18 protein-coding genes and 1 pseudogene are annotated in these 21,057 nt (G+C 58.6%); 11 read left to right on the forward strand and 8 right to left on the reverse strand.

Annotated features, from left to right (window positions below; translation table 11 throughout):
- Positions 1–26: 26 nt before the first annotated feature.
- Complete coding sequence (locus tag E1958_RS00670; RefSeq protein ID WP_133510152.1) at positions 27–1,607, reverse strand: hypothetical protein; 1,581 nt, start codon at positions 1,605–1,607, stop codon at positions 27–29.
- Positions 1,608–1,870: 263 nt separating this feature from the next.
- Here E1958_RS00670 and E1958_RS00675 point away from each other — a divergent pair, with 263 nt between their 5' ends.
- Positions 1,871–2,281 (forward strand): type II toxin-antitoxin system death-on-curing family toxin, encoded by a 411-nt coding sequence (locus E1958_RS00675; protein ID WP_133510153.1) that lies wholly within the window; start codon positions 1,871–1,873, stop codon positions 2,279–2,281.
- On the opposite strand, the gene hisD is transcribed toward E1958_RS00675, so the two are convergent.
- From hisD to E1958_RS00695, 4 genes are all read right to left on the reverse strand, one after another.
- Positions 2,169–3,470, reverse strand: coding sequence for a histidinol dehydrogenase (gene hisD, locus E1958_RS00680; protein WP_133510154.1), 1,302 nt, complete (start codon positions 3,468–3,470; stop codon positions 2,169–2,171). The genes E1958_RS00675 and hisD overlap by 113 nt on opposite strands.
- A 73-nt stretch (positions 3,471–3,543) precedes the next feature.
- The gene (gene hisG / locus E1958_RS00685; RefSeq protein WP_133510155.1) at positions 3,544–4,200 is read right to left on the reverse strand and encodes an ATP phosphoribosyltransferase; all 657 of its coding nucleotides are present in this window, start codon (positions 4,198–4,200) and stop codon (positions 3,544–3,546) included.
- Between the two features lie 25 nt (positions 4,201–4,225).
- Positions 4,226–5,485: a UDP-N-acetylglucosamine 1-carboxyvinyltransferase gene (gene murA, locus E1958_RS00690; RefSeq protein WP_133510208.1), complete on the reverse strand. Its 1,260-nt coding sequence runs from the start codon at positions 5,483–5,485 to the stop codon at positions 4,226–4,228.
- Between the two features lie 40 nt (positions 5,486–5,525).
- Positions 5,526–6,158 (reverse strand): MlaC/ttg2D family ABC transporter substrate-binding protein, encoded by a 633-nt coding sequence (locus E1958_RS00695; protein WP_133510156.1) that lies wholly within the window; start codon positions 6,156–6,158, stop codon positions 5,526–5,528.
- A gap of 1,159 nt (positions 6,159–7,317) precedes the next feature.
- Between E1958_RS00695 and E1958_RS21560 the strand changes: the two genes are divergently transcribed.
- The gene (locus E1958_RS21560) at positions 7,318–7,452 is read left to right on the forward strand and encodes a hypothetical protein (protein WP_279512404.1); all 135 of its coding nucleotides are present in this window, start codon (positions 7,318–7,320) and stop codon (positions 7,450–7,452) included.
- Positions 7,453–7,571: 119 nt separating this feature from the next.
- Here the strand turns inward: E1958_RS21560 and E1958_RS00705 are convergent, their stop codons facing one another.
- Both E1958_RS00705 and E1958_RS00710 read right to left on the reverse strand, forming a co-directional pair.
- The gene (locus E1958_RS00705) at positions 7,572–7,985 is read right to left on the reverse strand and encodes a hypothetical protein (RefSeq protein ID WP_165741625.1); all 414 of its coding nucleotides are present in this window, start codon (positions 7,983–7,985) and stop codon (positions 7,572–7,574) included.
- On the reverse strand, positions 7,982–8,332 hold the full coding sequence (locus tag E1958_RS00710) for a hypothetical protein (protein WP_133510158.1): 351 nt from the start codon (positions 8,330–8,332) through the stop codon (positions 7,982–7,984). The genes E1958_RS00705 and E1958_RS00710 overlap by 4 nt, the downstream gene beginning before the upstream one ends.
- A gap of 398 nt (positions 8,333–8,730) precedes the next feature.
- Here E1958_RS00710 and E1958_RS00715 point away from each other — a divergent pair, with 398 nt between their 5' ends.
- Positions 8,731–9,612 (forward strand): CPBP family intramembrane glutamic endopeptidase, encoded by an 882-nt coding sequence (locus tag E1958_RS00715; protein ID WP_133510159.1) that lies wholly within the window; start codon positions 8,731–8,733, stop codon positions 9,610–9,612.
- Between the two features lie 120 nt (positions 9,613–9,732).
- Positions 9,733–10,491: a fumarate/nitrate reduction transcriptional regulator Fnr gene (gene fnr / locus E1958_RS00720; RefSeq protein WP_089726982.1), complete on the forward strand. Its 759-nt coding sequence runs from the start codon at positions 9,733–9,735 to the stop codon at positions 10,489–10,491.
- A 42-nt stretch (positions 10,492–10,533) separates the two neighbouring features.
- On the opposite strand, the gene dnaQ is transcribed toward fnr, so the two are convergent.
- The gene (gene dnaQ, locus E1958_RS00725; RefSeq protein ID WP_133510160.1) at positions 10,534–11,253 is read right to left on the reverse strand and encodes a DNA polymerase III subunit epsilon; all 720 of its coding nucleotides are present in this window, start codon (positions 11,251–11,253) and stop codon (positions 10,534–10,536) included.
- A 213-nt stretch (positions 11,254–11,466) separates the two neighbouring features.
- On the opposite strand from dnaQ, the pseudogene E1958_RS21800 reads away from it, so the two are divergent.
- The 7 genes and pseudogenes from E1958_RS21800 to E1958_RS00765 all read left to right on the forward strand — a co-directional run.
- Positions 11,467–12,052: pseudogene (locus E1958_RS21800) on the forward strand (transposase family protein); the annotation flags it as partial.
- Positions 12,053–12,360: 308 nt separating this feature from the next.
- Positions 12,361–13,347 carry a glycosyltransferase family 2 protein gene (locus E1958_RS00740; protein ID WP_133510163.1) on the forward strand — a complete coding sequence of 329 codons (987 nt, stop codon included), beginning with the start codon at positions 12,361–12,363 and terminating at the stop codon, positions 13,345–13,347.
- A gap of 52 nt (positions 13,348–13,399) precedes the next feature.
- Positions 13,400–15,580 carry a DUF6311 domain-containing protein gene (locus E1958_RS00745; protein ID WP_207787614.1) on the forward strand — a complete coding sequence of 727 codons (2,181 nt, stop codon included), beginning with the start codon at positions 13,400–13,402 and terminating at the stop codon, positions 15,578–15,580.
- Between the two features lie 14 nt (positions 15,581–15,594).
- Positions 15,595–16,551 (forward strand): acetyl-CoA carboxylase carboxyltransferase subunit alpha, encoded by a 957-nt coding sequence (locus tag E1958_RS00750; protein WP_133510164.1) that lies wholly within the window; start codon positions 15,595–15,597, stop codon positions 16,549–16,551.
- 30 nt (positions 16,552–16,581) lie between these two features.
- Positions 16,582–17,973, forward strand: a complete 1,392-nt coding sequence (tilS, locus tag E1958_RS00755; protein ID WP_133510165.1) for a tRNA lysidine(34) synthetase TilS — start codon at positions 16,582–16,584, stop codon at positions 17,971–17,973.
- 1,295 nt (positions 17,974–19,268) lie between these two features.
- On the forward strand, positions 19,269–19,904 hold the full coding sequence (locus E1958_RS00760; RefSeq protein WP_165741627.1) for a GNAT family N-acetyltransferase: 636 nt from the start codon (positions 19,269–19,271) through the stop codon (positions 19,902–19,904).
- A 325-nt stretch (positions 19,905–20,229) separates the two neighbouring features.
- Positions 20,230–21,042, forward strand: coding sequence for an undecaprenyl-diphosphate phosphatase (locus E1958_RS00765; protein ID WP_133510167.1), 813 nt, complete (start codon positions 20,230–20,232; stop codon positions 21,040–21,042).
- The last annotated feature ends 15 nt before the right edge of the window (positions 21,043–21,057 follow it).

Consider the following 21,057-nt stretch of genomic DNA (forward strand, 5'->3'; position numbering starts at 1 on the left):
AGCTTTTCGTTGTTTACACTTAAATATTAACCACTACCCTTTAGCCAACCCCTAATTTCATCTTCGTATTTATAACCTCGACTCCGCAACAAATCATCCGTTCCAAAATCATCCTTTACAAAAAAGAAAAAGTCAGGTTTATATTTGGCCAGGATATAAGGACTATCACTTTTCCTATGCCCCGGCCAATAGTTTCTAAAATCTTCAGGGAGTAGAGCATTCATTCCGGCAATTGTCTTTTCATTGTATCCTAAAAGATCCACCATTCGAAAATCCGTAAAATAGGCCGGAATACCAGCCCAAACAGTCGCCACAATAGACGCCGGTTGTAACCAGGCTTGCAATTCCATAGATTTGCTAATAATCCGTCTAAGACCGGCAATATAAGTAGGGTGTTGGATAACAGTAAGTTTCTTGAACTCTGCTTCAAGACCCCAGCGAGACAGAAAAAAACCATTAAAAAACAAAGAAAAGACAAGTGAGACGGAAATTATCACGGCGCGATCCCGAGATAGCGATGGTTTTTTGCTTTGATCCAAATAGCTCAATCCCTGGTTCAACAATGCGTTGAACAATACGAATAACATGGGCATGGCAACGGTGACAAATCGATTCGCACCGACATTGGTATACTCCCAGACATCACCGCCGACATAGATCGAGTAACCGAAACAGATTCCAATAATCAAGAGCGGTAACCCGAGCTTTGGTCGGATCCGCACGAGCGGTATGGTGCCGGCTATGATGAGCAGCAGGGGTATTGATATCGGAAGAAAAAAAATATTGACGAAAACATACAGTCCTCTCAGAGCACGAATCTCGAGAGGAACCCCCGTCAGCTTCAGATAGTAGGTATTCGGAAGCAGCTCATGAAAATATATCCAGCGGAAGATTGAATATGACACAATCGTCATACCGAAAATCGTAAAGCCAATCAACCAGGAGCGCTTATTTACATGGATAAAGCCAGGTTGGTAAGCAATGAAACCGAGAATGACCAAAACCAACAGCAGCATATCCATCCGTACCAGATAAGCAACCGCAAACAGCGAAAGCAGCGTAATGGGACTGGATCTCTTTTCGATGACATTGAAGGCAAGATAAACAGATAAAGTAACCAAGAGCACTTGTAATCCGGTCTCCATCCCCTGGAAGGCCCAGAAGTTCAGGGGATAGTAAGAAGCGGTAAGCGCAGCAGCCGGAAACCAGTATCTTTTCGTCCCGAAGCCGAAGTGAGTGACCATCAACTCACGTATCATCAATATGTTAAGAGCCAATAATATCATTGAAAAAATCTGAATGAACAGGCTTTTGTAGTTGAGCCCAACAGGCAATGCATTGACGGGGATCATCAAGAATGTCCACAGTGGAGTAGTAAATCCCTCCACGGGTTCTCCGAACCTGGCCCAGTTGAGACCATATCCATTGACCAGGTTCTTTGCGTACGCCATCGATATCATGGCGTCATCGAGAAGACAAAAATAGCGGATATCGTCGATCGTAAATGATGTTCTATAGATAAACCAAATAGACCAAGGAAAAAAGAATAAGAAGATCAGAACCGGACGATCGATGTCGATAGCCGCCTTGAGCCACTTGGATTTCATACCGATTTCAATCCTTTATTTGCTTGTAGAGATTTGATGTGAGTTGCCGACTTAACCGATAGTTTTGACATTTTTCACCTTATCCGTCTGGCATGGGCCTCAGGTCCAGGTCACGCCGCCCGCAGTGGTGCCACTTCATCTTCTGTGACAAAGGGTGCGCCAATATCTTGTAAGTGTCGGGACCCGACAGATTTCGAGTCCCAGATTCAAGCTGTTGAAAAAGTGTTGAAAAGATACCGCAATGCCTTTCGTGAACTTGCCAAATGACCGAGCCTCGATGGATCTTGGATGAAGTTGCCATTTCAGTTCATGGAATGCTGCTTGCTAAGCACGGTGGAAGTTCAGGTATCCGTGACAAAGGTCTTCTTGAATCCGGCTTAGCAAGATCCCGGCAGCTTTTCTCCTATGAGCCACAATCATCGGTCTTTGAACTTGCTGCCGCTTATGGTTTTGGCTTGACGAAGAATCATCCTTTCGTTGATGGTAACAAACGCACTGCGCTTGCAGTGACAGCAATATTCCCGGAAATGAGGTCTTGTTTTCTGCGGTCTGACATCGGAGCTACGCATTCCCTCGATACTCAGCGGAGCGTGCGTGCGCGGTCAGGCCCTCCCCGCGGGCCAGGACCGAGGCCGTCCGCGCCAGGGTCTCGGCACCCTGGGCGGAGGCCATAATCAGGCTCGAGCGCTTCTGGAAATCGTAGACCCCGAGCGGCGAGGAGAAGCGGGCGGTGCGCGAGGTTGGCAGCACATGGTTCGGCCCGGCACAGTAGTCGCCCAGGGCTTCGGCCGTATAGCGTCCCATGAAGATGGCCCCGGCATGACGGATCTCGGGGACCAGTGTCTCCGGGTGTTCCACCGAAAGCTCCAGGTGCTCGGGCGCTATCCGGTTGACGATCCTGACCGCTTCTTCCAGGTTCCGACTCCGGATCAGGGCGCCGCATCGGCCTAGGGCGGCCGTGATGACGTCCCGGCGTTCCATGGTCGGCAGCAGGCGGTCGATGGCGGCCATGACACGGTCCAGAAATTCCCCGTCCCAAGACAGGAGGATGGCCTGAGCATCTTCGTCGTGCTCGGCCTGGGAGAAGAGGTCCATGGCGATCCAGTCCGGGTCCGTCCCGCCGTCACACAGCACCAGGATCTCCGAGGGACCGGCGACCATATCGATGCCGACTTGGCCGAAGACAGCGCGCTTTGCCGTGGCCACATAGATGTTCCCCGGACCCACGATCTTATCCACCGCAGGCATTCGCTCGGTCCCATAGGCCAAGGCCGCCACCGCCTGGGCACCGCCGATGGCGAATACGCGGTCTACCCCGGCGATATGAGCGGCGGTCAGTACCAGGTCGTTGAGCTCTCCCGCCGGCGTTGGTACCACCATGATCAGCTCCGCGACCCCCGCCACCTTGGCCGGAATGGCGTTCATGAGTACTGAGGACGGATAGGCCGCCTTCCCCCCCGGAACATAGAGCCCCACCCGATCTAGCGGGGTCACCTTCTGACCCAACAGGGTGCCGTGGTCGTCGTGAAAGCTCCAGTCCGTGAGCTGCTGGTGTTCCGCGTAGTCATGGATGCGCTTGGCCGCGAGCTCCAAGGCAGCGCGTTCCACCGCGGAAACGCCGTTCCGGGCCTGCTCGATCCTGGCCGCCGGGATTTCCAGGTCCGCGGCAGTTCGGGGTTGCCAGCGGTCGAACCGGCGCGTGTAGTCCAGCAAGGCCGCATCCCCGCCCTCGCGGACGGCCTTGATGATGGCATCCACGCGCTCCTGGATCTCGGCATCGGAGACCGACTCCCAAGCCAACAGGGCCTCGAGACGCTGTTCGAAATCCCGGTCCGCAGTGGACAAGCGACTAATTTCAGCCATTTTCAAATCCGGTCGGGGATGATTCTTTTGCCGCAAATGAACGCGAATCAACGCAAATCGGTCGAAATCCGCATTAGCCCCGCACTGTTGGATTTTGCTCGACCGCCGCGCACAGTATGGCCAGCAGGGCCATTACGGACGCGTGCTTCATCTTCCAGGCCGCCTTGTTGACCACCAGCCTGGCGCTGATGTTCGCGATATGCTCCAGGGGCACCAGTCCGTTGGCCTTGAGGGTGCTGCCGCTCTCCACCAGATCGACGATCAGGTCGGAAAGCCCCACCAGGGGCGCGAGCTCCATAGAGCCGTAGAGCTTGATGATCTCCACCTGTTGCCCCTTGGCCGCGAAATGGCGTTCGGTACTCGCGACATACTTGGTGGCGATGCGTAATCGATCCGAACCCGGGTCTGCGTCCGGCACACCCGCGACCATCAGGCGGCAGCGGGCGATACGCAAATCGAGCGGCTCGTACAATCCGGCGCCCCCGTGCTCCATGAGCACGTCCTTGCCCGCCACCCCCAGGTCCGCGGCACCGTATTGCACGTAAGTGGGCACGTCGCCGGCCCGGATGATCACCAGCTTTACGCGCGGCTGGTTGGTCTCCAAGATCAGCTTACGGCTCTGCTCCGGATCCCCGTAGGGCTCGATCCCGGCATGGGCCAGCAGGGGCAACGCCTGCTTGAAGATACGGCCCTTGGACAGGGCGATTGTCAGCGAATCGATGAATTCCATAGGCCTGGTTGTGACATCCGGTCCGTCATCCCGAGATACGGCGGATACGCGCCCCCAGGGTCGCCAGTTTCTCCTCGATGTTGTCGTAGCCGCGGTCGATGTGATAAATGCGGTCCACCAGCGTCTCCCCTTTCGCCACCAGTCCCGCCAGCACCAGACCGGCCGATGCGCGCAGGTCGGTGGCCATCACCGGGGCGGCGGTCAGCTGTTCCACGCCACGGCAGACGGCGACGTTTCCCTCCAGCTGAATGTCCGCCCCCATACGCTGCAGCTCCAACACGTGCATGAAACGGTTCTCGAACACCGTCTCGGTAATGGTCCCAACGCCTTCGGCCACGCTGTTCAAGGCACATAACTGGGCCTGCATGTCGGTGGGGAACGCCGGATGCGGAGCCGTGTGCACATCGACCGCTTGGGGGCGCCTCCCCACCATATCCAACAGGATCCAATCGGGTCCGGTCTCGATGCGGGCCCCGGCCTCCCGGAGCTTGATCAGCACTGCATCGAGCAGATCCGGACGCGTATCCCGGCACAGAATGCGCCCCCCGGTAATGGCCGCTGCCACCAAGTAGGTCCCGGTCTCGATACGGTCCGGCAGGACCCGGTAGCTGGTCCCCCCGAGCCGCTCGACGCCCTCCACCCGGATGCGATCGGTACCCGCGCCCCTGATCTTCGCGCCCATGCCGTTGAGGAACTCCGCCAGGTCCGTGATCTCAGGCTCCCGGGCCGCGTTCTCGATCACTGTCTCACCATCGGCCAGGGCGGCGGCCATCATCAGGTTCTCGGTACCCGTCACGGTGACCAGCTCCAGGACCAGCCGGGCACCGTGCAATCGCTCCGCCCGGGCGCGGATATAGCCGTTCTCTACGCTGACCTCCGCGCCCATGGCACGCAGACCCTCGAGGTGCAGATTGACCGGCCGGGCACCGATGGCACAACCGCCGGGGAGAGAGACATCGGCACGCCCGAAGCGCCCCACCAAGGGTCCCAACACCAGGATCGAGGCCCGCATCGTCTTGACCAACTCGTAGGGTGCCGAGAAACGCGTGATCTCCCGTGCATCCGCTTCGATGCACCCGCGTTCCCTGACCCTGAGGATCGCCCCCATAGACCTGAGCAACCCCATCGTGGTCCTGATGTCGCGCAGATGAGGGACATTGATCAGGGTTATCTTGCCGTCGGCGAGCAGGGTACCAGCCAGGATCGGGAGCGCCGCATTCTTGGCGCCGGCGATCCGGATCTCGCCGTTGAGCGATGTGCCGCCGGTGATGAGAAACTTGTCCACCGACTTCAAATGCGCTTTCGGAGGACGATCCGAGTCCCGCTCATTGCTTGCCCTTCGTGTTCATTTCCTTGATACGGCTGATCAGGCCCTCGATGCCGTTGCGGCGAATCTCGGCATTGAAGCTGCCGCGATAGTTCGACACCAGGCTGACACTATCGATTTTCACGTCGAAGACCTTCCAGACCCCGCCCTTCTTGTGGACCTTGTAGTTGACTGGGACAGGGTCCGCACCCGGCTCCCGCACCTCGGTGAAGACCCTCACGGAGGAATGGCGACCGGGCGTCTCCGACAGGTAGCGGATTTTCTGACCGGAGTAATTCAACAGCGCCTTGGCGTAGGTACGAATCAGCAGCTCCTGGAACCCCTGGATCAAGGCCCGTCGCTGAGTCGGAGTCGCCTTGCCCCAATGCTGTTTGCCGACGGCGGCTCGAGTGATCCGCTCGAAGTCGAAGTGGGGAACCAAAATCTGGTCCACCAAGCCGTAGATCCGGGAAGGATTGCGCTCGAGCGCCGGGCGTTGTCGCTCGAGCGCCGCCAGCATGCGCTCGCTGGTCTGTTTTATGGTCGCTGAAGCACTGCCCTTCACCGCTTCAGGCCCGGCGAACACACTGCCCGCCAGCAGGAGGCCTGCGCACAACACCCATCCTGTAACAGTACGATTGAACCTATTCACTCCGAGCCCTCCTCTGAGAAGTTGTCTGGTTAAAAGTGATCCCGAATTATTTGGCGCTGTTTGGGGGACCGGACGTGTTGCGTTGCGACGCTCAAAAGCTCGCTGATCTTCTGTGGCGCCGGTGCCAGCGTCTTAACGCAACCTACTCCTAGATCGCCCAACCTGCTGCTTGCCCGCGCGGACCTCGCTTTGCGTGGGTTGTGTTAAGCCGCGCGCGAAAGCGCCTGGCGGAGCACGGCGTCGAGCCTGGCGTAACGCAACACGACGCTAGGATCCGTTTTGACCAAACAGCTTCTGATTTACCACCTGCTTCAAGTGCCGGTACCGACCGGGTGTGGCCGATCCGGTCCTCAGCGCGCAGCAATTCCTCGGCGCCTGTGGGTTTCACACCCCCGCACTGTTCGCTGAGCAGATCGGCGATCAAATACCCGTGAAGCCAGCGTGGGGAATGGTATCGAATTGTTGCCTGATGTGCAGGTTACGATCGCCTTATAGTTGCTTTTTTTGAGGAAATCATTACCCCTGGTACCCCATTTCGCCTTATTTTGCGTTCTCAGCGAGGCGAGAAGCGGTCAGATGCGAGGCGCGCGAGCGCAGGAATAGCCGGTCCTCTTTCAAGCTCGCGCAACAACGCAGCTGGTCGCTTCTCGCCGCGTCCGAAGGGAGCCCCCCAAACCGCGCCAAATCAAACCAGACAGCTTCTAAGAGGCTGTCTAAAAACTAACCTATTGATTTTCTACTGGCATTGATTTTCGGCTGGCTCCCCAGGCTCCAGCGTGGGAGCAGACCTGGTCCCGACGGAGGAGGGATCTAACGCTCCAGCGTCGATTAAGCGCCTCGGTAGGCTAACAGCCAACGCCGATCAGCACAGAGGAGCTGCGTCCGCGGGAGCGGACAAGATGCCGTTCCCACGCTGGAGAGGGTGTGAAAGTATTCCTGGATTTTCAGATCAAAAGGGACAGGACGACACAATTTTTCCTAAATTGAGCATAAAATCTTCCTCCTCATCCCACGTGGTATAGGATTTAGCGTGGAATATGGCGGTCTCACCCCACCGCTTCCAGGGAAAACGAATGGGAACAGGCGGTATGAACTGGTGCCCGGTCGCCAATCCGATGATGGATAGGCGGACCTGGGCCAGCCCGACGGGTCCGCTCGTGTGGATACCGTGATCGTCCGGGCCGCGATGAGCGAGGGCATCGATTATGTGCCCCAACTCACGGGGGTCCGGCCTGGCGCCGTCGCGCATGATATACCCGGCTATGCCGCACATGGCATGGAGCCCATCACATGAGAAATCGGGGTCATCATCGTCGCCCCGTCCGGGATGCGCTCAATCACGCTTGGCGCGTCAAACAAAAAAACCCGGGAAGCGGGTACGCTCCCCGGGTTTCAGGGTGGTTTGACCCTTTCCTACGCGGCTTCGGCGAAGTCTACGGACAGCTCCTGCATTACACGGTTGCGCATGACCTCCTCTTTCACTAAGCGCACCGCCCGATCCGGGAACTTCTTGACGATCTCGTCAAGGATTTCCGCCAAACGGATCACACCGGAAGGTTCGATGCCCAACCGGTCGAACAGGTGACACACGCCCTTGACGGTGAACCCTACGTACTCTAGGGTCTCGGCATGCATGGGCTTCAGGATCGTGAAGATACGGCTCAGGCGCTCCTCTGCAACGCTGCAATCCCGGATCTGCACGCGGATGCAGTCCAAGTGCTTGTCATAGTAGGCGAAAGGCCTGAATTCTTGGAAATTCTCAGCGACAAAAGCCCGGAGCGACTCCAGACCCGCCGCTTCTTGTGCTGCTACCGTCGCGTGCATCATTCCCTCCTGGTCCACAGTTTCTCGGTGTATCTATCGACCCAGTGTATTGGGGCTTCAGCAAGCCCCGAATCTTCATCCACCCAGTTCCAGTGATGAATCCAGCCAGCGACTTCTGGAAAAGGATCTCTGTGCTTCTTGTTCGGGCTGATGATCACCGCGAACACCTTGCCGGCTGGAACTTCGCGGCGCGTTGGATGGCCCTCCGGCCCGCCTGTCCACTCGAAATCGAAGGCCGGTTTTCGCGTGTAGACGAGCTTGTCCCCATCACCCTGCATGCTGCCGTCGCAGAAGAGCGGGCGTTCTAGGCCTCTGAAGACGTGCCGCGTCAGGATCAGGCCCGGAATCACCAGTTCATAGAACTGCGCAATCGCGGTGATTTACCCTCGCGCGCCGTATCGCTGCAGATCTACCGCCAGCATCCCGAACTGGGCTTCGCGTGCGGTACGAGACATTCCCTCGATGAAATGCCCGTCTATTAAAAAAACCCGCTTGTCTTGCCGAACGATGGTATTGATGAGCCAGTTCCTCCGTGCTTCGGTCTCCCGTGCGGTTCTGCCTGTCGCAGGCAAATCCTTATTGCTTAACTTTTCATTCTACGCTATCAACTACGGGGGGCGTTAAACCTTTTTCCTGCTTGTCAAGCGATTTTTTTAGAGACTGCCTAAAAATCAATGTATTACGTTTTTTCCAGACAGGCTCTTTGTTCTTAGGCCCCCCTCTTATTTCCAAACGGAAGCGAAACACGATGCGTGAAACCGGCATCTTCTTTCTCTACCTCTTCGGCTGTCTGATCTTGGGTGCCCTCCTCACCTATCCGCTGATGCAGACGGGCTGGATCGCCTATGACCCCCACCGGGTCATGGGTCGCCTTGCGCAGGTCTTCATTCTGATCGGCCTCTGGCCCTTCCTCAAGGCGATGCACCTGAACGATCGCACAGCACTCGGGTACGGGGTTTCCCGCGCGCGGTTTTTGGGCGCCCTGGGGCGGGGTTGGCTGCTCGGTGTTGCCATCCTGCTGGTCCTGGTTCTCAATCTGCTGCTGCTGGAGATCCGGGTACTCCATGTGGCAGGGGTGGATTGGCTACCCGTGCTCCTCAGAAAGTCGGTCCAAGTCCTGATCGGCGGTCTGCTCACCAGTCTTTTGGAGGAGACCTTCTTTCGCGGCGCCCTCTATTCAGCCATTCGGCGGCGTGGTGGTGTAGGCTCCGCGATCCTCTGGTCGTCCTTTCTATTCACCCTGGTCCATTTCATGAAGCCTCATGCCCTGCCCGAGGGCACGGCCTTCGATTGGCTCGGGACCGGGCAGATGTTCGTCCAGGTCTTCACCAACGTCTTCCAATGGAAGCACTTGGATTCCATGGCGGCCTTGTTCCTGGTCGGTGTCTTTCTGGCCCTGGTGCGGGAGCGCAGCGGACACATCGGTTGGTGTATGGGCCTGCATGCCGGCTGGATCTTCGTGATACAGGTGACCCGCCACCTGACCGACGGCAACCAGGCATCGCCGAACGCCTGGTTGGCAGGGAACTACGACGGGATCATCGGCTGGCTCGCCGCGGGCTGGATCGGCCTGCTGGCGTTGGGGTTCTGGTCGTTCACACGCAACCAGGAGCGGGAGAGACGGGCCTGAATCAAGAACAATCCTGCAAGTTAAGCCGTCGTACCTGTCGGCGGCCGAGGGAACGACGTTGCTTGATCCAGGTCAAATGAACCTGCAAAATAGCGGCAGGCTTGAGCGGGGATCCAGCGATTGACTGCGTCTAAAGTGATTTCATTCGAGGCGTTGCGGGTAGCCTGCAAGAATTGCAGCCTCGCCACGCTTTGCCTTCCGATGGGTCTGACGTCGGACGACGTCGAACGGCTGGACGGTATTGTCAAGCGCGCCCGCCCGTTGCACCGAGGCGATTATGTCTTTCGCAACGGTGAGCGTTTTCACTCCCTGTATGTCGTCAAGACGGGATCGGTCAAGACCTATGCGCCGAGCCCCGAGGGCGGCGAACACGTGCTCGGGTTTCACCTCCCCGGCGAGCTTATCGGCTTGGACGCCATCGAGAAGGAGGTACATACCTGCTCGGCGAAGGTCCTGGAGACCTCCGCGATCTGCGAGGTCCCCTTCTCCCGCCTGGAAACGTTGAGCAGCACGATTCCCTCTCTGCAGCACCAGCTGTACCGGTTGCTCAGCAAGGAAATCGGCCATGATACGGAGCTGCTGCTCTTGCTCGGCAAGAAGAGCGCCGAAGAGCGCCTCGCCGCGTTTCTCCTGAGCATATCGAAACGCCTGCGCAAACGCGGCCTGAGCCCCACCGACTTTTACCTGAGTATGTCTCGCTACGAGATCGGCAACTATCTGGGGTTGGCCGTGGAAACCGTCAGCAGATTGTTCACCAGGTTCCAGGACGACGGTCTGTTGAAGGTCGATCGCAAACACATCGAGCTACGCGACCCGGAGGCCATGGAGGCCGTCCTTACCCGTGCCACGATGAGTGACCGTCAGCAGCGCGTGAGATAGTCCACATGATTCCCATGTTAGCGGTACTTTGATACCTGGACCTCAACCCATCCATGTCTTAAGCCACAGGCATTCTCCGCCGCTCGCCGCCTCGATCGCGGCGAGCCGGGCCTGGTGGGCGGCCGACTCCTCCGCGTCCGCCCGCACCACCATCAGGGGCGGCCGGGGTGCCGTAAGCCGGTGCGGCCCTGCACCTACTCCACCTCTCCCCGACCCATCCTGGGCCCCGAGGGCCAGGCTGACTTGTCCTCCCGACATGGCGAGGTAAAGGTCGGCCAGGATCTCCGCGTCCAGCAAAGCGCCATGCAGGTCCCGCTGCGAGTTGTCCACCTCGTAGCGCTTACACAGAGCATCGAGACTGTTGCGCTGCCCAGGGTGTAGAGACCTTGCCATGACCAGGGTATCCGTGATTCGACACAGCTTATCGATGGGCTCCGCGTCCTCCCGCCACAGATCCAGCTCATGGTTCAGAAAGCCGACATCGAAGGGCGCATTGTGGATGATCAGCTCAGCACCTCGGACGTAGCCGATGAAATCCTCCGCGATGTCGGCAAAGCGCGGCTTATCGCGCAGGAACTCGTCCGTAATGCCGTGAACCTGCACGGCCCCCTGGTCAATTTCCCGGTCCGGCCGCAGGTACTGATGAAAATTGTTGCGGGTCAGACGGCGGTCGACGAGCTCGACGCAGCCGATCTCGATGATGCGGTGCCCTTCCGCCGGCTCCAGGCCCGTGGTTTCGGTATCCAGTACAATCTGGCGCATCTCAAGGCCCGTTCACAAGTACTCTCGAAGTGTCAAGTCCCGTGTGATTATATACCGAGCAGGAGCTATCCTCTGTTGCAGGCGAGAGCGGTATTACGCCTGCTTGCCGGGGAGGGAGCGGAGGGAAACGCGAAGGCAGGCGAGGGGTAGATCGGCGGTGTTTGACCGAGTTCTTACCCTACCACGAATCCTTGATTAGAGTCATCACGCACCATGAACATCCAGCTGCACCAGAACGCCCGCACGACCCCCGCTATTCGTCTGGAATTACAGACCCAGCCCGAGTCGGTGAGCAACCGGGAACTCGCTGAAGTCTATGGGCTCAACCGCCACACGGTCGCCAAATGGCGCCAACGGGAAGGCACGGCGGATGCCTCACACCGTCCGCGGCGGCTCCACGCCACCCTCAGTGCGGCCCAGGAGGCGGTGGTGGTGGCCTTGCGTGAGACGCTCCTGCTGCCCCTGGATGACCTGCTGGCGGTGACCCATTATTCATCCCGAGGTCTCCCGCTCGGGCCTGGACCGCTGTCTGCGCCGCCACGGCGTTTTTAACCTCAAGGCGCTGATGCCCAAGGAGGAAGGCACCAAGACGCCGGTCAAGACCTTCAAAGCGTACGCACTGGGCTTTGTGCACGTGGATGTGAAGGACCGGCCTCAACTGCCGGACCAGGACCAACGCCGCGACCTGTTCGCCGCCATTGATCGCGCCACCCGCCGGGTCTACGTGGAGCTCCTCAAGGACCAGTCAGCAACCGCCGCCAGTGGCTTCCTTAAGCGCCTGATCGACCAGGCTCCGTTCTCGCGCTCGAACGCCATCTTGTCCGCTCCAGCGGACGCAGCTCCTCTGTGCTGATCGGCGTTGGCTGTTAGCCTACCGAGGCACTTAATCGACGCTGGAGCATCAGATCCCTCCTCCGTCGGGACCAGGTCTGCTCCCACGCTGGAGCCTGAGGAGCCAGCCGAAAATCAATGCCGTTAGAAAATCAATAGGTTAGTTTTTAGACAGCCTCTATAGGATTTCTCTAAGGTGCCCTCAAGGGGTGTCTCAAATCTGGAGTCTATTTTAGACTTGTCGGATGGGCTTGTTTTTCCGGTTTTATAAACCTCATGTGTACTCGGGTATCCGACAACGAGAGACGAAGTTTCGATGCCTGCCCGACGATCTCGGTATCACTGGTGGTTCCGGTGTATAACGAGGCCGAAACGGTCGGCCCCTTCCTCGACCGGGTAGAGCGGATGGTCGACGGCGAGTCTTCGGTACGTCTGGAAGTTGTCTTCGTAAACGACGGCAGCTCGGATGCTACCCTGGAGCGCCTTCTCGAACATCAGCAACAGGATACCCGCGTGCGGGTGGTCGACCTCAGCCGTAACTTCGGCAAGGAAGCCGCGCTGACTGCCGGAATGCGGATCGCGAAAGGACAGGTCGTGGTGCCGATCGATGTCGACCTACAAGCCCCGCCCGAGCTTATCTTCGAGATGATCGAACAGTGGCGACAGGGTTACGACGTCGTTCTCGCCCGTCGAGTCGGCCGCGACACGGACTCACGGGCCAAGCGAATATCAGCTACTTGGTTCTACCGTATCTATAATCGGATCGCCGAGCCCATGATCCCGGAAAACGTGAGTGACTTCCGACTGATGGATCGCACCGTAGTCGAGGCGCTGAACGAGTTGCCGGAATCCAGGCGATTCATGAAAGGGCTGTTCGCCTGGGTGGGTTTCCGGACCACGTGCGTCGATTACGCCTGTCCGGAGCGTGCGGCCGGTTCCAGCAAGTTCAACGGCCGGCGGCTGTGGAATTTCGCGCTGGAGGGTCTTACGGGCTTCAGCACCTTGCCGTTGCGGATCTGGACCTATCTCGGCACCCTGATGGTGCTGGCCTCGTTCCTGTACGCTTCCTTTATCGTCTTGAGGGTCTTGATCTTCGGAATCGACACCCCCGGTTATGTCCCGCTGCTGGTTGCCATCACCTTCCTCGGCGGTCTCCAGCTCATGGGAATCGGCATCATCGGCGAGTATCTGGGGAGAACCTATCTCGAAGCCAAGCGGCGGCCGGTGTTTCTCGTCCGGCATATCTATGAGCCGCAGGAGTGATCGATGGACCTGAAATTATACTTCCCCCCCGATACCGGAGGGAGGTTCTGACGTGAGAACTGCATGGAATAAGGATGTTGCCATTGCTGCCATGCCGTTCCTGCTGGGCATGGCTGCCTTTTTTCTCATCGTCGGGCCACGGGTATTAAGACCGACCAATATCGCGTGGCTATCCTCCGGATATCCATCCCCGCATTATTTCGGCTGGCGTTCCTCTCGCAATCCCGACTTTATGGCGTGGGTATCCTCCGAAGATCCGGCCCAGCATTATCTCGGCTGGCATTTCTTCCGCAATTCCGATTGGTCGTTTCCCATCGGCCTGAATCCCGACTATGGCCTCGAGCTGAGCAATGCCATTCTGTTCTCCGACTCGATCCCTCTGTTGGCGTTTCTCTTCAAACCCTTCTCATCACTGCTGCCCGAGACCTTTCAATACTTCGGCCTGTGGCTGTTTGCCTGCTTCGTCCTCCAGGCCTGGCTTGCCTGGAAGCTGGTCGGCCTGGTCTCGCGGCATCCCGCCGTTCGTTTCCTGGGCACCGGCTTGTTTGTCTTCGCGCCGCCGATGATCTGGCGCCTGCAAGTCCATTCCAGCCTGGCCGGGCATTTTCTGATCCTTGCGGCCCTCTATCTGTCGCTCCGATCGAGCCGGCGCCTGCGTACCGCAGCTTGGGTCCTCGTCCTGGTGGTTGCCGCCCTGGTGCACCCCTATTTGCTGGCGATGGTTGCGGTTCTGTGGCTGGCCGACTCGACTCGGGGATGGGTCCGGCAGGAACGACCCGCCAGGCTCACTGTGATGGAGCTCGCCGGGATCTCGGCAATAATCGGACTTGCCTGTTGGCAGTCCGGCTATTTCACGGCGGGAAGTGGGGTTTCGGTAAGCGGGTACGGCCAGTATCGAATGAACCTGCTTTCCATTCTGGACGCCAATGGTTGGTCGTATGTATTGAAGGACCTGCCGCGAACGAAGTACGAAGGCTTCCATTATCTCGGTCTCGGGATCATCATTTTGGCCCTCTGCGCCTTGCCCGTGTTGATCAATGGGCGGGTCGGTCTGGCGGCGGCGATAAAGCAGCGGGTGATGCTTGTGGGAGCCTTGACGGGCCTCTCTCTGTTTGCGCTATCCCACAAGCTGGGAATCGGATCGCTGGAAATCGGGCTTCCGCTGCCCGAACCCTTGTTGCGCACCGCAAACTTACTTCGCACCTCGGATCGGATGTTCTGGCCCGTGTTCTATGGATTGGTATTGACGATTATCTTCATCACCGTTCGCGGCAACAGATCCCGGACCGCGATCTCATTGCTTGCCGTCGCCCTTACCGTTCAAGTGATCGATACCAAGGCCGGATGGCAGGGAATCCGGAACCAGCTGATGGCGGAGCCGGCGACGGAATGGTATACGCCATTGAAAGATCCGTTTTGGACCCAAGCCGCTGCCAGATACCGGAAGGTTCGTTGGATACCCCCGATGATGAGTTATTCCCCGCATTGGAGAACGCTCTCGGTGTATGCTGGGCGGTATGGGCTCGGCACGGACGCGGTCTATCTCGCCCGCTTCAATCCGAGCGCGTACCAGCGCGCGCGGGGAAATGCATCGCTCACATTGAACACGGGGCGCTACCAGGCCGACTCGCTCTATGTGCTCGATCCGACCCAACGCCAGTCCGCCATCCTGCACCTGGATCCCGAGACCGACCTGTTGGCACGCATCGATGGGCTCTACCTGGTGGCCCCCGGTTGGAAACGCTGCCGCGCGTGTGGCCATCTCGACAAGGAGCTGAAGCTGGCGGATGTCCTTCCGGCAATCGGGATCGGCGAGCGGATTCGGTTCTCGAAATCCGGCGGCGGCGTCGCTTATCTGGCCACCGGCTGGTTCGAGCCGGAGACCTGGGGAACCTGGTCGATGGGCCCGGCGGCGAAAGTCGTCCTCCGGACCTCGAGCGACGGCATCCATAGCATCCTGATCGAAGCCAACGCGCTGGTCTCGCCCGCTCATCCCAAGCAGGATATCGAGATTTCAGTGAACGGCATCCCGGCGGCGACCTTGCGCCTCAAGGCATACGCCGCCAATCGCATCCGGGTCCCGATACCCGCGGCAGCGCGAGATGAGTTACGGAAATCCGGGGCCTTGCGGCTGGAATTCCGGTTCCCGGACACCGTGCGCCCGAGAGACATCGGGCTCAACGACGACCCGCGCGCGCTCGCGTTGGGTCTCCTGGCGATCACTTTGATCTAAGACGATTGCTGTCAATGGACATCAACTTTCTCGAATTCGAACGACCTATCGCCGAGCTTGAGGCCAAGATCGAAGAGCTACGGCACGTCGGTGATGACAACGCGCTCAATATCGAGGAGGAGATCGAGCGGCTCGAGCGCAAGAGCCAGGATCTTACGGAGTCCATCTTCGCCAAGCTGACATCCTGGCAGATCTCTCAGCTTTCGCGGCATCCCCAGCGCCCCTACCTGATGGACTACATCGAGCGCATTTTCGATGACTTTCAAGAGCTGCATGGGGACCGGACCTTTGCCGACGACCATGCCATCGTCGGTGGCCTCGGGCGCCTCGACGGGCGCTCGATGATGATCATCGGCCACCAGAAGGGCCGTGATACCAAGAGCAAGCTCTACCGCAACTTCGGTATGCCGCGACCGGAGGGTTATCGTAAGGCCCTGCGGCTGATGACGATGGCGGAGCGTTTCCGCCTGCCCCTCCTCACCTTTATCGACACGCCCGGCGCTTACCCCGGAGTAGGAGCGGAGGAGCGGGGACAGAGCGAGGCGATCGCCCGTAACCTGCAGGTCATGGCGCACCTGCGCACACCCATCTTATGTACCGTCATCGGCGAGGGAGGCTCCGGCGGCGCCCTGGCTATCGGGGTAGGAGACCGGCTCCTGATGCTCCAGTACAGCACCTACTCGGTGATCTCGCCGGAGGGCTGCGCCTCTATTCTCTGGAAGAACGCCGATAAGGCCCAACTCGCCGCCGAGGCCATGGCCATCACCTCCGATAAACTCAAAGAGCTAGGGTTGATCGACGCCGTCGTTCCCGAACCCCGGGGCGGGGCCCATCGGGATCCGGATGCCGCGGCCACGAACGTCAAGCAGGCCCTGCTCAGCTACCTGGACGAGATTCGGGACCAGGACATCGACCAGCTGCTTACCCAACGCTACGAGCGGATGCTGGGGCACGGGCGATACAGCGAGTAGCTCCCCCTCGGTTCCGCGGCGGTCGGCGCCATGTCCGCGTCTCTACCAGAGCTTCTGCTGTCCCGTCTCACCACCTTGCCCGCGGCACGGAAGGGCTGGGTCGCCTACAGCGGCGGCATGGACTCTTCCGTGCTGCTCCACGCCTTGGCCACTATCCGTGGCCGGCTCCCCTTCGCGCTGTATGCCCTGCACGTCGATCATGGCCTGCATCGGGACTCGCATCGCTGGGCCGCGCACTGCGCCCGCACCTGCGCGCGACTCGGGGTGCCGTTCCGGACCCGGCGCCTGGACCTGGCCCCTGCTCGGGGTGAAAGCCTGGAGGCGGTAGCCCGGCAAGCGCGCTACGCATCCATGGCGGAATTGCTGGGGTCAGACGATCTCCTGCTCACGGCCCAGCACCGGGACGACCAGGCGGAGACCCTGCTGCTGGCCTTGCTGCGCGGCAGCGGTCCCGCGGGCCTTGCGGCCATGCCCCCGGTGGCCCCCCTGGGGCGCGGCCAGTTGGTAAGGCCCCTGCTGGAGCTCGGCCGTGCCGAACTCCTCGCTTACGCCCGGAGCCGGAAGCTCCACTGGCTGGAAGACCCGAGCAACCGGGACTTGGGACACGACCGGAACTTCCTGCGTCACCGCGTACTACCTCGGCTGGCGGAACGCTGGCCCGCCTGTGCAACCGGTATCGCAAGGAGCGCGGCCCATTGTGCGGAGGCCCAGGCGATCATTGACCCCGTCGCCCGCAACGCAGTGCTCGAAACCGCAGGACAAGGGCCCGGTACCCTCTCGATCAAGCGCCTCCTGGATCTGGCGTTGCCGTTGCGCAAGGCGGTACTTCGCCAATGGTTCCGCGGCCAGGGTCGGGTCCCACCGGATGCCGGAAACCTCGACCGTATCCTCAGTGAGGTCATGACCGCCCGCGCAGATGCAAATCCGCTGGTCGCCTGGTCGGGATGCGAGGTACGCCGCTACCGAGACGACCTGTTCGCCATGGCGCCCCTGCCTCCGGTACCTGCGCCAGCCCCGATCCATTGGTACCAGGGCGTCCTTACACTCCCGGGTGGGCTCGGATGTCTGGAGCTTCTCGCCGCCGATGGACGGGATCTGGACCCTCAAGACGTGTTCGTGCACGGACTGGAGATCCGCTTCGGCGTAACAGGTCTTTTCTGCCGGCGTGCGCGGGAGGGACACCGTCGATCCCTCAAGAAGCTGTTTCAGGAACTCGGCGTGCCGCCTTGGGTGCGTCCCTATATCCCCTTGATCCTGACACAGGGCGATTTGGCCGCGGTGGGCAATCTCTGGACCTGCTATCCAAAAGATGTGGCGTGGGAGCAGGAATTTCGAATCAGGTGGAAGGTTGAAGATCTCCGGCTACCCCTGGGCCCCTCCCTCCAGAGGGTGTCGCAAAAGGCACCGATCTTCGCCCTTTGACCCCCTCTCCCTAGATCCCTCGCCCACTCGGGACAGGCCCCCGCTCCCGGCGGGAGAGGGGCTTTTGCGACACTCTCTCAGAGGGAGAGGGGGCTAGCGGCCAGTGCTGTTGGTCATGTTACAACTTAGATGTTAACCACTACCAACCTGCGTAATCTGCGGATAAAAAGGACGTCGCCCGGATAAATGTCAACAGCCCCTAGTATCTCATTTCACCCTATTTTACGTTCTCAGGTTCGTAGGGTGGGCTGTGCCCGCCAGCCAGGCACGGTGTTGGTGGGCACAGCCCACCCTACAGGTTACGCGCAAAATATGCAGAAATGGGATACTAGCAGTCTATCGCGGCGCAGTCCCGAAGAAATTCACGGGCGGCCGCAACCGCGATCTTTGATGACCTGAGCCACCTGCAGAAGAGAAATCCGTGATGCGCCCGGTCATCCTCTGAGAAAAAGAGCGTCCGGCAACGGATGCCTTGGTTCTCGAGGGCACCTGTATAGGCCTCCGACTAGACGAACAGACCATCCCCCCTCCCCGCGCACAACCAGACCGGCGGCAGATCTCGGGAAATCTGCCTGATAGGTGATGCCGGCTTCGCGTTCCTCACGTAGCTGCGCGGATCGTCACCCAAGAAGCTGCGTGCGAATATCCGGACAAAAGGGAATTGTGCGTCCGACATAGTGTCGAATTTACCTTAGAAGCGGAACCATAGGGACGCACGCGGCAGATTGCTCCCGTTGCTAACCCGGAAGTTAACTTAAGTAAAGTATTATTAGCTACTAATATGCTAATCTTGCGCTTAAGGCAAGCGTGTTGCGGAAAACGGCTCAATGTGGGAAGCCGGGGAGGCGTGCACGGGGTCAAAGCAGTACCACGACCACAGGCCCCTCCCCAGACCGAGTACAAGCATATCGAAGGTTCCGACGTGTCGATGTGGGGATCCACAGTGCTGCCACGACTAAGCGACAGGAGCAGACTAGCGCCACCCCCGGATCGAGAAGGCGGATCGGAAATGCCCGTTTCGCATCCTGAGCGCGGCGAAATACCGGTGGTCTCTTCAATCTTCTCAATTGGGAACTGTAAGCCGATTAAGCTGCTGTTCATATCGATCCGGAAACCGTAATGAAGAATGAAGGCTGTCTTAGTGCATTTGGAAATTGCTGATTGGGTTCACTATGTCTTTACACTTAGTTGATTACAAAAAGTACTCGGGAAATAGGGACCACAGATTCGAGTTATCGGATAGTGGCGACATACTATTTCGAAATTTTCGCCCGGATGGGGAAGATGAAAAACAGATGCGCGAACTCGTTTTCAATAATGCCTTTCTGGGCAAACCGTTCGATGTAATTTGCCCGTGCAAACAGTGGTTTGGTGATGTTGTTCTTGCTCCTTATATTAAACATCAGCAAGAAAATATCCACGTTGCCGTCCATAAGGTCAGTAGGCGTCTAATCGGTTACCTCACAGGCTCTATGGGAGGACAGCATTTCGAAAAAATACAGTACAATATGGTGCGAAAACAAGTCATGTCACTGGCCCTATCCCTCACCATGCCGTGGACTTATCTTGAACAATCCAGCCGCACGTTTGCTACACACATTATTTTCAAAGGAGAGAAAGAGCGCCCGAAACACCCACCATTGGGTGTCCATTGGAACTACCAGGTAGATGAAAAGTTCCGTGGCAGGGGAATCGGAGCAACGCTATTACAGCGATTTATAAATGATGCAGTTAATGATGATTTCCAACTCATTTGGGCGGAAGTGATGGCATATCCAGAGAAACCAAGAGAATACTTTGAAGACCGAGGGTGGTCCATTTATGATTCAAAGCCAACGATGGTTTTCGGAAATCATGTTGACTTCCCTGTTCAGATACTATGCATCAACAGAGCACTTCCGTCATTTGACGCATTGTCGAAACTCACTTAACATCTTCCAAGCAAAACGACGAAGCGCGCGAATCGGCGCGCATCCATTCGCGCGGACTCGCGTGATTCGTAGCTTCTCCTCTTGTTTGTCGACCGGTAACGCTTAACTTAATGGCATTGCCTTATACCCTGTGTTCGACTCGGTTGCACCACACCGCCGCCTCTGCCAGGGCGAGTGCGAATAGCTTTCAGCTTCCAATCGCCGGCTTCCAGCAGACAAAACAAGACAAGTCGATCCGCACCCTGGACCCTACCCGATCTGCGGATCGAACAGGTTTCGGCAACGAGTATATACTGAAGCTATTTGTTTGCCTGGAACCTGCACCTTGGAAACTACCCAGATCGTCCTGTTGTCCGTCGTCCAGGGGCTTACCGAGTTCCTTCCCATCTCCAGCTCCGGGCATCTGATTCTGACCCCCCTCCTGTTCGGCTACGCGCTGCAGGGACTGGCCTTCGACGTGGCGGTCCACCTCGGCACCTTGGTTGCGGTCATGCTCTACTTTCGCGGCGAGGTCGCTGCTATGGCTGCCGCCTTAGTGGATTCGCTGAAGGTGCGCCGTCTCGCAACCCCGGATGCCGAGCTGGCCTGGATGATCGTCCTGGCAAGCATCCCGGTGGTCCTGCTGGGGCTTCCGTTGAAATCCCTGTTGGAGCTGTTGCGGGAGGACGATCGGCTAATCGCCTTGGTGGTCGCTGCTACGACGATCAGCTTCGGGGTGGTGCTCTGGATGGCGGATGTGCGTGGCAGTCGCTCCCGGGACGAGTACGGCCTAGGCTGGAAGGGTGCGCTCTTGGTCGGCTGTTTCCAGGCCATCGCCATCATCCCGGGTACCTCTCGCTCCGGCATCACCATTACCGCGGGGCTTATCCTGGGCCTGACCCGCAAGGCCGCCTCCCGTTTTTCCTTCCTACTCGCGATCCCCACCATCCTCATGGCCGGCGGCCTGGAGACACTCCAGCTCATCCAATCCGCCGACCCCGTAGACTGGACCGCCCTCTGGTTGGGCACCTTCCTGTCCTTCGTGGTCGCTTACCTCACCATCCACTTCTTTCTCGGTTTCATCGAGAAGATCAGCATGCTTCCGTTTGTTCTGTATCGGCTCTTACTGGGTGCCCTTATCCTGGTTTTACTGCCATAATTTGCGTTCATTTGC

The sequence above is a fragment of the Candidatus Thiosymbion oneisti genome (assembly GCF_004359955.1).
Lineage (GTDB): Bacteria > Pseudomonadota > Gammaproteobacteria > Chromatiales > Chromatiaceae > Thiosymbion > Thiosymbion oneisti.

Coding starts and splice junctions, on each gene's coding strand:
- dnaQ (WP_133510160.1), bottom strand. CDS start 11,253: ATGCGCCAGATTGTACTGGATACCGAAACCACGGGCCTGGAGCCGGCG.
- hisG (WP_133510155.1), bottom strand. CDS start 4,200: ATGGAATTCATCGATTCGCTGACAATCGCCCTGTCCAAGGGCCGTATC.
- E1958_RS00740 (WP_133510163.1), top strand. CDS start 12,361: ATGTGTACTCGGGTATCCGACAACGAGAGACGAAGTTTCGATGCCTGC.
- hisD (WP_133510154.1), bottom strand. CDS start 3,470: ATGGCTGAAATTAGTCGCTTGTCCACTGCGGACCGGGATTTCGAACAG.
- tilS (WP_133510165.1), top strand. CDS start 16,582: ATGTCCGCGTCTCTACCAGAGCTTCTGCTGTCCCGTCTCACCACCTTG.
- E1958_RS00750 (WP_133510164.1), top strand. CDS start 15,595: ATGGACATCAACTTTCTCGAATTCGAACGACCTATCGCCGAGCTTGAG.
- E1958_RS00760 (WP_165741627.1), top strand. CDS start 19,269: ATGCGCGAACTCGTTTTCAATAATGCCTTTCTGGGCAAACCGTTCGAT.
- E1958_RS00715 (WP_133510159.1), top strand. CDS start 8,731: ATGCGTGAAACCGGCATCTTCTTTCTCTACCTCTTCGGCTGTCTGATC.
- E1958_RS00705 (WP_165741625.1), bottom strand. CDS start 7,985: ATGATGCACGCGACGGTAGCAGCACAAGAAGCGGCGGGTCTGGAGTCG.
- E1958_RS00675 (WP_133510153.1), top strand. CDS start 1,871: ATGACCGAGCCTCGATGGATCTTGGATGAAGTTGCCATTTCAGTTCAT.
- E1958_RS00670 (WP_133510152.1), bottom strand. CDS start 1,607: ATGAAATCCAAGTGGCTCAAGGCGGCTATCGACATCGATCGTCCGGTT.